We start from the raw sequence: 11,219 nt of genomic DNA on the forward strand, positions 1-11,219 counted from the left end.
GATTGCGCTGTTCGCCGCGTTCGAAGCCATGATCCTGACACTGCTGCCAATCTACTGTGTGCAACAGGGCTTTACGCCTGAAATCTCGTTATTCATGGTCAGCACCGTGGTGGTGGGCGATGCATTGTTGCAGCTGCCGATTGGCGCTTTGGCTGATCGGGTGTCCCGGCGGACCCTGTTTTCGGGATGCGCGCTGATGTTGATGGTGTCCAGCCTGGCCATTCCGTTGCTCATCGATACGCCATTGATCTGGCCGGTATGGGTGCTGTTCGGGGCCAGCGCTGGCGGACTGTTTACCCTGTCGCTGATTCTAATTGGCGAGCGTTATCGCGATGACGCGCTGGTGCGTGCCAACGCTCACGTCGCTCAGCTATGGGGCATTGGTTGCCTGCTGGGACCTTTGGCTGCGGGTGCTGGCAGCCAATGGGTCAGTGGCCATTCTTTGCCGCTGCTGATGGCGGTAGGCGCATTGGGTCTGGTAATTCTGTCCTTGCGCCGCGGGGCGTTCGGCGTGCAGCCGGTGATGGCTTAGGGGTGATTTGTCATCATGCAACTTCGCTCAACAGGCGAGTGATGGTTGATCCCACCGTTTTTACCGCGTCTTCAATCTCAGCCGTCGGCTTGGAGGCGTAATTCATCCTCAGACAGTTCCGATACTTGCCTGCAGCCGAGAAAATACTGCCGCCCGCCACTTGAACGCCCTGGCCAAGCAATGCGCGGTTCAGGCGCAATGTGTCGAAATCTTCCGGTAGCTCAATCCACAGCATAAAACCACCTTGGGGCCGACTGACCCGAGTGCCTTGTGGGAAGTAGCGCATGACCCAGTCAGTCATTTGATCGCGAGCACGCTGATATTGCCCACGCACGCGCCGCAAGTGCGGTTCGTAGTGACCTTCCTTAAGAAATTCGGTGATAGCCAGCTGTGGTTGGGTAGCGGTGCAACCGGTGCTGATGTATTTCATGTGCAGCACTTGTTCCAGATAACGACCGGGCGCGACCCAGCCGATACGCAAACCAGGCGCGAGGGTTTTCGAGAACGAACTGCACAGTAAGACGCGACCATCTTCATCGAAGGACTTTATCGTGCGTGGGCGGGGGTAGGTGTAGGCCAAATCACCGTAAACATCGTCTTCGATAATGGCTACGTCGAAGCGCTGGGCCAAGGTCAGCAGGGCTTTTTTGTGCGCCTCCGGCATGACATAACCCAGCGGATTGTTGCAGTTTGGGGTCAGTTGAATGGCTTTGATTGGCCATTGCTCCAGCGCCAACTCCAGCGCTTCGAGGCTGATGCCGGTAATGGGATCGGTAGGAATTTCCAGCGCTTTCATGCCGAAGCCCTTCAGCATCTGCATGACCCCGTGGAAGCTCGGCGAGTCCACGGCAACGATATCGCCCGGCCCGCAGATCGCGCGCAGGCTGGTGGACAGCGCCTCGCTGCAGCCCGTGGTAATCACTAAATCGTTGGTGGTGAGCTGGCAGCCGGAATCGAGTAGCAATCGGGCTATCTGTTCCCGCAGTCCTTGGGTGCCGTAGATGTTGTCGTAATACAGGCCAGGCATGTCTTGACGGCGACTGATGGTCGCCAGCGAGCGCAGCAAGGGTTTCAGCGTCGGGCTGGTGATGTCCGGCATACCACGGCCCAACTGGATCACATCCTTGTTGGGCACGACGCTGATCAGTTCCAGCACCTGGTCCCACTGGGAAATTTCCACCGGTCGTAGTGTGGGTCTTCCTACTACCGGCAAGGCAGGGGCCTTGCGTCCAGCCGGAACGAAATACCCTGACTTGGGTTTCGGCGCGGCCAATCCGTTGTCTTCCAGCAACCGATATGCCTGCTGCACCGTGCTCAAGCTCACCCCATGTTCCACGCTCAATGCGCGAACTGAAGGCAGGCGGTCGCCGGGGCGATAGAAGCCGTTTTCAATGCGCTCGCCGAGCAGGTCCGCGAGGTTGACGTAAAGGGTCATGGTGTAATCTCGGCAGGTTATCGTTTCGTTGACCAGTACAGATTTCATCAAAATACAGGATTCAGAGGCGTGAATGCATCCTCTGTATGGAAAAAATTTGTAATTTTTGGATCTGTAATGGATTTGCTTCCGACGTCATGATTTAGCCAGACGCAAAACGATGACGGAGGGTTGCAAGATGAACGGGATGAGCGATGTACGGCTGATGCTGCACGGTCAGGAACTGCTGGAAGCGCAGAGGCCTTCGATCAAGCTGAAATGCGCGCCAGCTTTCAACCGCTGGGGTGTTTTCCGCCATCGCTGGGTCACCCGCAAAGTGCTGCTTGAACTGGACGCAGAGCAGCTTCGCGACATCGGCATCACGGGAGAGCAGGCGCGCGCAGAAGGGCTAAAGCCATTCTGGCGCTGATATCAGCGCAGCTCTTTCAACCGGTGCCACAGCATGCCCAGGGCCAATAGCGGCGAGCGCAGGGCTTTCCCGCCTGGAAAGGTCATGTGTGGCACTCGGGCGAACAGCTCGAAGCCATCACTGTGCTGTCCGCTGATGGCTTCGGCCAGCAGTCGGCCGGCCAAGTGTGTGGCGTTCAGTCCATGGCCGGAATAAGCCTGTGCGTAATACACATTGGGATGACTGCTGAGTCGGCCAATCTGCGGCAAGCGATTGGCGCCGATGCCGATCATGCCGCCCCATTGGTAATCAATGTGGACATTGGCCAGTTGCGGAAAAACTTCCAGCATCTTCGGTCGCATATAGGCCGCGATGTCTTTTGGGTCGCGCCCCGAGTAATGACAGGCGCCACCGAACAACAAACGTCGATCAGCCGAGAGCCGGTAATAGTCAACGGTCACCCGCTGGTCGCAGACCGCCATGTTCTGCGGCAACAGCTCGTTGGCCTGCGCAGCGCTCAGTGGCTCGGTAGCAATGATGTAGCTGCCTGCCGCCAACACCTTGCCGCCCAGTAGCGGATTCAAGTCATTTAGATAGGCGTTGCAGCCCAGCACCAATGTATTGGCGTGTACCGAGCCGTGGGCAGTTTGCACGCGGATTTGTGGGCCGTAGTCGATGTCGGTCACCGCCGAGTGTTCATAGATCTGTACGCCCAAGTCCCGCGCAACCCGAGCCTCGCCGAGCGCCAGATTCAACGGGTGCAGGTGACCAGAGCCCATGTCGATTAGCCCGCCAACGTAACGATCTGATCCCACCACGCTGTGCATTTCGTCCGCCTGAAGTAAGCGCAACTCATGGCCGTAGCCAAGGCTCAGCAATTCTTCGGCGTCGGCGGCCAAATGCACCAGGTCACGGGGTTTGTTGGCGAGATCGCAATAACCCCACGTCAGGTCGCATTCGATCTGGTAGTGCTGCACGCGCTGGCGCACGATCTCTACCGCTTCTAATCCCATGAGTTTCAGATGGCGCACGCCGTCGTTGCCGATCACTGGGCGGAATTGCTCCACGCCATGTCCAACGCCGCGAATCAATTGTCCGCCATTGCGACCGCTGGCCCCCCAGCCGATTTTGCGTGCTTCCAGCAGCACGACACTCAACCCGCGTTCGGCCAGTTCAATCGCCGTGTTCAGCCCGGTAAAACCACCGCCAACCACGCACACATCAACCTTTAGCGCTTGCGTCAGTGTCGGATGATCCGGCTGCGCATGGCTGCTGGCGGCGTAATAAGAAGCTATATGCTGACCGTTGTTTATCGGCTGCTGAACGCGGGCGTTCATGTTGTTTTTCCTGCTTATGGTGTTTGGAAAATTTTACGCAGCATAGACGCCGGCGCTGACGAGGAGCAAGGTTCGGCCCGATGGCGCTGTCCGATGGGGCTTAAGTGAGGCAAAATCCCGTCTGATTTTTTCTTTCGGAAATACCTCGATGAGCTGCAACAGCCAGAAAATCCGCTTTCTTCGGCAGCAGATTCCATCATTCGAGTGCGTGCCCGGTTGCCACGATTGCTGTGGGCCGGTGACCACGTCGTCCGAAGAAATGTCCCGCCTGCCGCGCAAGACCGCCGCCGAGCAAGAGGCGGCGATGGACGAGCTGAACTGTGTGCACCTGGGCCCCAACGGCTGCACGGTGTATGAAGAGCGTCCGTTGATCTGCCGGCTGTTTGGCACCACGCCGAGCCTGCCATGCCCCAATGGCCGGCGGCCGGTGGAGATGATTCATCCGCGCGCGGAAAAGCAGGTCCACGAATACATCGCGACGACACGCCAGGTACTGGTCTAGGCCGCTTCTGAACGGGGCGCGATTTTTTTATTCCGGGATCGGCAGGTTCAAACTCTCTTTCACTTCTTCCATGACGATATAGCTCTTGGATTCGCGCACGTGGGGAAGTTTGAGCAGGATGTCGCCGAGCAACTTCCGGTACGACGCCATTTCTGAAATCCGCGCTTTGACCAAGTAGTCGAAGTCGCCAGACACCAAGTGGCATTCCAGTACATGCGGCAGTTTCAGCACGGCGCGGCGGAATTCTTCGAAGGTGTCCCCAGACTTATAGTCCAGGCTGATTTCAACGAAAACCAACAGGCTGGCCTTGAGGCTTTGCGGGTTCAGCCGGGCGTTGTAGCCCATGATGATCCCCTCGCGCTCAAGCCTGCGCACCCGTTCGGTACAGGGCGTGGTCGACAATCCCACGCGTTCCCCCAGCTCGGTAAATGAAATTCGACCGTCCGCTTGAAGGATGCGCAGGATGTTGCGATCGATCTTGTCCAGCTCACGTTTGGATTGGTGCTGGGTCCGCATGGGAAAAACCCCCTCTACTAAAGCCGTTATTGCCGAGAATTACCGCCGAATATACGTGTTTATATAGTGAAAAGAACTGCCCGTAGCTTTTTATACTGGGCATATCTTTGCTCTGAAGCACAAACATCAGCGGATATCCGCGATTGAGGGATTTACTATGCGAGTTCTGGTCCTTGGCAGCGGTGTGATCGGTACGACTACAGCCTATTATCTGGCGCGCGCCGGCTTTCAGGTGACCGTGGTCGACCGCCAACCTGCGGCGGCCATGGAAACCAGCTTCGCTAATGCTGGCCAGGTTTCCCCTGGCTACGCCTCCCCATGGGCAGCGCCAGGCGTGCCGCTCAAGGCCATTAAATGGTTGCTGCAGCGCCACTCGCCGCTGGCGATCAAGCCCACCGCCGATATTGATCAATACCTGTGGATGGCGCAGATGCTGCGTAATTGCACAGCCAGCCGTTATGCCGTGAACAAAGAGCGCATGGTGCGTCTGTCAGAGTACAGCCGCGATTGCCTCGATGAGCTGCGTATCGAAACCGGTATCGCTTACGAAGGCCGCAGCCTGGGTACGACGCAACTGTTCCGCACTCAAGAGCAGCTCGACAACGCCGCCAAGGACATTGCTGTCCTGCAGCAATCTGGCGTGCCTTATGAGTTGCTCGACCGTGCAGGTATTGCTCGAGTAGAGCCGGCACTGGCCGGCGTCACCAATATCCTTGCTGGTGCGTTGCGCTTGCCGAACGATCAGACCGGTGATTGCCAATTGTTCACCACGCGTTTGGCCGAGATGGCCGTCAAGTTGGGCGTAGAGTTTCGTTTCGGTCAGTCCATCGAACGGCTCGACTTTGCGGGTGACCGGATCAACGGCGTATGGATCGACGGTAAGCTTGAAACCGCAGACCGCTATGTATTGGCGCTGGGCAGCTATTCTCCGCAGTTGCTCAAGCCGTTGGGGATTCGTGCCCCGGTGTATCCGCTCAAGGGTTACTCGCTGACGGTGCCGATCACCAATCCAGCCATGGCCCCGACATCCACTATTCTCGACGAGACCTACAAGGTCGCGATCACCCGTTTCGACAACCGTATTCGCGTTGGCGGCATGGCGGAAATCGCTGGTTTCGATCTGACGCTTAATCCGCGTCGGCGTGAAACACTGGAGATGATCGTCGGCGACCTCTATCCTCAGGGCGGTGATGTGGCTCAAGCCAGTTTTTGGACTGGCCTGCGCCCAACCACGCCGGATGGCACGCCAATTGTTGGCGCAACGCCATTTCGAAATCTGTTTCTTAATACCGGCCACGGTACACTCGGCTGGACCATGGCGTGCGGTTCTGGTCGCTTGTTGGCCGATTTGATGGCCGTCAAAACACCCCAGATCAGTGCTGAAGGCCTCGATATTTCTCGCTACGGTAAAACCCAGGAGATCGTAAAACATGGCAATCCTGCGCCAGCTCACCAATGACCGCATGAGTCAGATCGTCGTCCATAACGGCACTGTTTATTTAGCCGGACAAGTGGCAGATGACCTGGCCGGCGGGATCGAGCAGCAAACCCGCGAGACGTTGGCTAATATCGAGCGCTTGCTTGATTTGGCTGGTACCGACACTTCTCGGATACTGTCGGTGACGATTTACTTGAAAGACATCGACGCGGATTTCGCGGGGATGAACAGCGTATGGGACAAGTGGCTGCCCAAAGGCACCGCACCGACCCGCGCCACCGTTGAGTCGAAGCTGTGCGAGCCAGAAATATTGGTTGAATTGTCCGTAGTCGCTGCGCTGCCGTAAATTTTCCCAGCCACAACGCAATCCAAATGTGGGAGCGAATTCATTCGCGAATGAATTCACCCCCACAGTTCATATCTCCCTTCATCTCAGAATCCCGCCGCCATGCGTCCAGCCCGCGCTTTGATTGATCTACAAGCCTTGCGTCATAACTATCAGTTAGCCCGTGAAACCACAGGTGCCAAGGCGCTCGCCGTGATCAAGGCCGATGCATACGGTCATGGTGCGGTGCGTTGTGCCCAAGCACTGGAAGCCGACGCTGACGGGTTTGCTGTTGCCTGCATCGAAGAGGCGCTGGAACTGCGCGAAGCGGGGATTCGTGCACCGATTTTACTGTTGGAAGGGTTTTTCGAAGCGAGCGAGCTGCCACTGATCGTCAAACACGACTTTTGGTGCGTGGTGCATTCGTTATGGCAACTCGACGCCATTGAGCAGGCAAGCATCGCCAAACCGCTGACTGTCTGGCTGAAACTGGACTCGGGCATGCACCGTGTAGGCCTGCACCCAGCGGACTACAACGCCGGTTACCAGCGCCTGTTAAACAGCGGCAAGGTCGCGCACGTGGTCCTGATGAGTCACTTTGCCCGTGCTGACGAGCTGGACTGCTCGCGCAGCGACGAACAAGTCGCGATATTCACAACGGCTACCCGAGGGATAAATGCGCCCATCAGTTTGCGCAATTCGCCTGCGGTAATGGGTTGGCCAAAGATCCCAAGCGACTGGGTACGCCCAGGGATTTTACTGTATGGCGCGACGCCATTCGATCATCCGCAAAGCGTGGCCGCACGTCTGCAGCCGGTCATGACCCTGGAATCGAAAGTCATTTGCGTGCGTGAGCTGCCTGCTGGCGAACCCATTGGTTACGGCGGCGGTTTCGTTACGGACCGAGCGATGCGTATCGGCGTGGTGGCCATGGGTTATGCCGACGGTTACCCGCGTCAGGCACCGACCGGCACTCCGGTTTTCATCGACGGGCAGCCGAGCCGTTTGCTCGGTCGAGTGTCCATGGACATGCTGTGTGTTGACTTGACTGATGTGCCGCACACCGGTCTGGGCAGCACAGTCGAACTGTGGGGTAAAAACGTCTTGGCCAGCGACGTCGCGGCTCACGCCGGTACTATTCCCTATCAGATATTTTGTAATCTACGCCGGGTTCCAAGGCTCTATTGCGGCGCCTGACCGGCAGCCGTTTACTGTTGCGGATGCCATATTGTTTTCCCCCCGATAAGCAAATAAGACTTTCGCGACTGGGTTAGGGGTCGAAGTGTTGTAAATACTGAACGCTATCGCCATCATAACGTTCAATTTGACCGCACCTGACCAATAGGGGGACTCCAGCATTGGACGTCGGTGAACGACTGCAATCCATTCGCAAGCTCAAAGGTCTGTCCCAGCGTGAACTCGCCAAGCGAGCGGGCGTGACCAACAGCACTATCTCCATGATCGAGAAGAACAGCGTCAGCCCCTCGATCAGTTCTCTGAGAAAGGTGCTGGGTGGCATACCGATGTCCATGGTCGAGTTCTTTTCAGAGGAGCTGGAGCAGGAGAACCCGACCCAAGTGGTTTACAAGGCCAGCGAGCTGATCGACATTTCGGACGGTGCTGTCACCATGAAACTGGTTGGCAAAGCGCACCCAAGTCGGGCTATCGCTTTTCTCAGCGAGATCTATCCTCCAGGTGCGGACACCGGGGATGAAATGCTCGTTCATGAGGGCGAAGAAACCGGAATCATGATTGAAGGGCGCTTGGAACTGGTTGTGGGGGTTGAGACGTTCATCCTCGAAGCGGGCGACAGCTATTATTTCGAAAGCACCAAGCCTCATCGCTTCCGTAACCCGTTCGACGAACCGGCGCGACTAATCAGCGCAGCGACGCCAGCGAATTTTTGAATTAAATTACACCCTTGAACCAGAGGCGCGCTTTTTGGAAGAAGCATAGAGCGTCCACTGCAAGGCCTGACTTTCGGCAATATCCCCTGCGACTATAGGGTTGTTTCCGAGTGGCGGGCTAACCGTTATACTTGCGTCCGCCCCGAAGCTGTGGACTCGGGCGTGACTAGTCACCATGAGGGTGTAAGAGTGAATCTAATTAATAAGATACTGGCAGTACCCGCCGTCGTATTGGCCCTTTGGGCAGTTGCCGCTCAAGCTACGACCACTGACGATATCGCCAAGCGTCTGGAACCAGTAGGTCAAGTCTGCATACAAGGCAAGGAATGCGCTGGTATGGAGGTTGCCGCATCGGCCGCCGGTGGCGGCGGGGCGAAAAGCCCAGACGACATCATTGCCGGCCATTGCAACGCATGCCACGGCACCGGCTTGTTGGGTTCGCCGAAAATCGGTGACGCAGCCGACTGGGGCAAGCGCGGTAAAGAGCAGGGTGGTCTTGATGGCCTGCTGGCAAAAGCCATTACCGGGATCAACGCGATGCCGCCTAAAGGCACCTGCTCCGATTGCTCTGATGCAGAGCTGAAAGCCACCATCTCGAAAATGTCTGGTTTGAAGTAATTCAACCCGCAAAAAGAGCCGACGGTATGTCGGCTTTTTTGTGGGCGAATGAATCACGGACCTGTCCTTTGCAGTAAACACCCGGCAAGCTCGGTCCAACCTGAAACCAAGGATGTGCCGGGAGGGTTCAATGCCGCAGTCACACTCTGCTGTACACGCTATCGAAAACGCCGTCGACCACGTGCTGGCGCAACTGCCCGCGCATATTCACATGGGCCTGCCGTTGGGATTGGGCAAACCCAACTTTTTCGTCAACGCCTTGTATGCGCGAATCAGGCAACTGCCCGAACGGCAACTGACGATCTATACCGCGCTGTGCCTTGGGCGTCCGGAAATGGGCGAAGGCCTGCAAGAGCGCTTTCTTGAACCTTTCATAGACCGGGTATTTGGCGATTACCCCGAGTTGGACTTTCTGGCTGATTTGCACCGTGACAGTCTGCCGTCGAACATTCGTGTCGAGCAGTTCTTCATGTTGCCGGGCAGCCTGCTCAATAGCCACGCCGCACAACAGGATTACGTCAGCAGCAATTACAGCCATGCCGCCCGCGACATCAATGCCAACGGTTTGAACCTGGTGGCGCAACTGGTTGCCAGTGATCCGCAACGCCCAGGGCGTTTGAGTTTGAGCTGCAACCCCGACGTAACCCTGGACCTGTTACCGATGATCGCCAAGCGCAGGGCGGCGGGTGAAACCATCTTGTTGCTCGGCCAACTTCATGCCGGTTTGCCGTACATGCTCGGCGATGCAGAACTTGATGTAAGTGATTTCGACCTGTTGCTTGAGGATGAAGATCGCAGCACGTTGTTTTCCACGCCGAACATGCCGGTGGGGTTTCAGGATCACTTCATCGGTTTGCACACCAGCACCTTGGTGCGCGACGGCGGTACGTTGCAGATTGGTATTGGCGCCATGGGCGATGCGTTGACGGCAGCACTGCTGGCCCGACAGGCTGATAACGGCACTTACCGTGGCTTGCTCGACGAGTTGGACGCGACCACCTCTTGGCAGGGGCTAATCGAGCGTGAAGGTGGCGTTCAGCCGTTTGTTGACGGCTTGTACGGATGCAGTGAAATGTTCGTCAACGGCCTGTTGGTGTTGGTCGACGCCGGTATCGTGCGGCGTAAGGTCTATGCCGATGCGGACGTCCAACGTCAAGCCAACGCAGGGACACAGGACGAGTTGCTGCACCCCGAGGGCGTCATGGTTCACGGAGGATTTTTCCTCGGCCCGCGTAGTTTTTATCAGCGCTTGAATGAGTTCTCGATGGAGCAGTTGAGCCGTTTCAACATGACCGCTATCAGTTACATCAACGAGCTGTACGGCAACGAAGAACTCAAGCGCCTCCAGCGGCGCGATGCGCGGTTTATTAACAGCGCGTTCAAAATGACCTTGATGGGAGCGGCGGTAGCCGATCAGTTGGAAGACGGGCGCGTGGTCAGCGGCGTCGGCGGCCAATACAATTTCGTCGCTCAGGCCCATGCGCTGGAGGGCGCGCGCTCGGTGTTGATGTTGCGCAGTTGGCGCGAGTCCGGTGGTGATGTCAGCTCGAACATTGTTTGGACATACGGCCACACCACCATTCCACGGCATCTGCGGGATATTGTGGTCACCGAGTACGGCATCGCGGATTTGCGCGGCAAGACAGACGCTCACGTGATCGAAGCGCTGTTGAACATCAGTGATTCACGCTTTCAGGCACGCTTGATCGAGCAAGCGCAGAAAGTTGGCAAGCTGCCCGGTGACTTTCGACTGGACCCGCGCTTTACCGACAATACCCCCGATCGACTCAAGGCCTTGCAGGCACGCTACGGGCAACTCTTTGCGGAGTACCCGCTGGGGTGTGATTTCAGCCCTGAAGAAAAGGATTTGTTGCGCGCCTTGAACTGGCTAAAAAGCAAATTCAAACTGACTGAGATTCTGCAGTTGGGTAAGGCGACGCTGGATGCGCCCGACCCCAGTGCCTATCCGGCGCACCTTGCGCGGATGCAACTGGCAGAGCCTCAGGGTTTGAAGGAAGAGCTGTTTCAGCGGCTGTTGCTGGCTGGGTTACAGGCTACAGATCCTGGCGCTTGATTGACCGTCTCGCCTGCAGGACCGAATTCATTCGGGAAGCGGTCGTCGATAATTCCTGATGCACGGTGGTGCAACATGCCCTAATGAATTCGGTCCCACAGTGTGCGTGGTCACTCCACGAACGTAACCACCCCTCCAGCCAGCTAC

At 57.1% G+C, this 11,219-nt stretch carries 12 protein-coding genes; 9 read left to right on the forward strand and 3 right to left on the reverse strand.

From position 1 onward, the window contains the following. A partial coding sequence (locus tag M0974_RS22985) for an MFS transporter (protein WP_297842267.1) occupies positions 1 to 532 on the forward strand: 532 nt, incomplete at its 5' end. 13 nt (positions 533 to 545) lie between these two features. On the opposite strand, the gene M0974_RS22990 is transcribed toward M0974_RS22985, so the two are convergent. Then, positions 546 to 1,967, reverse strand: coding sequence for a PLP-dependent aminotransferase family protein (locus tag M0974_RS22990; RefSeq protein ID WP_297842271.1), 1,422 nt, complete (start codon positions 1,965 to 1,967; stop codon positions 546 to 548). A 178-nt stretch (positions 1,968 to 2,145) separates the two neighbouring features. Here M0974_RS22990 and M0974_RS22995 point away from each other — a divergent pair, with 178 nt between their 5' ends. After that, positions 2,146 to 2,376, forward strand: coding sequence for a DUF1127 domain-containing protein (locus M0974_RS22995; protein WP_297842277.1), 231 nt, complete (start codon positions 2,146 to 2,148; stop codon positions 2,374 to 2,376). A gap of 2 nt (positions 2,377 to 2,378) precedes the next feature. Here M0974_RS22995 and M0974_RS23000 read toward each other — a convergent pair whose 3' ends face one another. Next, the gene (locus M0974_RS23000; RefSeq protein WP_297842280.1) at positions 2,379 to 3,692 is read right to left on the reverse strand and encodes an FAD-binding oxidoreductase; all 1,314 of its coding nucleotides are present in this window, start codon (positions 3,690 to 3,692) and stop codon (positions 2,379 to 2,381) included. Between the two features lie 148 nt (positions 3,693 to 3,840). On the opposite strand from M0974_RS23000, the gene M0974_RS23005 reads away from it, so the two are divergent. Continuing rightward, on the forward strand, positions 3,841 to 4,194 hold the full coding sequence (locus M0974_RS23005; protein WP_297842287.1) for a YkgJ family cysteine cluster protein: 354 nt from the start codon (positions 3,841 to 3,843) through the stop codon (positions 4,192 to 4,194). Positions 4,195 to 4,221: 27 nt separating this feature from the next. Here M0974_RS23005 and dadR read toward each other — a convergent pair whose 3' ends face one another. Then, the gene (dadR, locus tag M0974_RS23010) at positions 4,222 to 4,710 is read right to left on the reverse strand and encodes a transcriptional regulator DadR (protein WP_219063040.1); all 489 of its coding nucleotides are present in this window, start codon (positions 4,708 to 4,710) and stop codon (positions 4,222 to 4,224) included. Positions 4,711 to 4,867: 157 nt separating this feature from the next. Here dadR and dadA point away from each other — a divergent pair, with 157 nt between their 5' ends. From dadA to M0974_RS23040, 6 genes are all read left to right on the forward strand, one after another. Beyond that, a complete protein-coding gene (gene dadA / locus M0974_RS23015) occupies positions 4,868 to 6,169 on the forward strand; it encodes a D-amino acid dehydrogenase (RefSeq protein WP_297842293.1) in 1,302 nt (433 codons plus the stop codon). After that, positions 6,141 to 6,494: a RidA family protein gene (locus tag M0974_RS23020; protein ID WP_297842303.1), complete on the forward strand. Its 354-nt coding sequence runs from the start codon at positions 6,141 to 6,143 to the stop codon at positions 6,492 to 6,494. The genes dadA and M0974_RS23020 overlap by 29 nt, the downstream gene beginning before the upstream one ends. A 102-nt stretch (positions 6,495 to 6,596) precedes the next feature. Then, positions 6,597 to 7,670 carry an alanine racemase gene (alr, locus tag M0974_RS23025; protein ID WP_297842306.1) on the forward strand — a complete coding sequence of 358 codons (1,074 nt, stop codon included), beginning with the start codon at positions 6,597 to 6,599 and terminating at the stop codon, positions 7,668 to 7,670. A 161-nt stretch (positions 7,671 to 7,831) separates the two neighbouring features. Continuing rightward, positions 7,832 to 8,380 carry a cupin domain-containing protein gene (locus M0974_RS23030; protein ID WP_297842309.1) on the forward strand — a complete coding sequence of 183 codons (549 nt, stop codon included), beginning with the start codon at positions 7,832 to 7,834 and terminating at the stop codon, positions 8,378 to 8,380. Positions 8,381 to 8,569: 189 nt separating this feature from the next. After that, positions 8,570 to 8,998, forward strand: coding sequence for a cytochrome c5 family protein (locus M0974_RS23035; protein WP_367279043.1), 429 nt, complete (start codon positions 8,570 to 8,572; stop codon positions 8,996 to 8,998). 130 nt (positions 8,999 to 9,128) lie between these two features. Next, entirely contained in the window at positions 9,129 to 11,072 is a 1,944-nt protein-coding gene (locus M0974_RS23040) for an acetyl-CoA hydrolase/transferase C-terminal domain-containing protein (protein ID WP_297842312.1), read from the forward strand. The last annotated feature ends 147 nt before the right edge of the window (positions 11,073 to 11,219 follow it).

Origin of the sequence: Pseudomonas sp., assembly GCF_026224925.1 — a bacterium.
Classification (GTDB): Bacteria; Pseudomonadota; Gammaproteobacteria; order Pseudomonadales; family Pseudomonadaceae; genus Aquipseudomonas.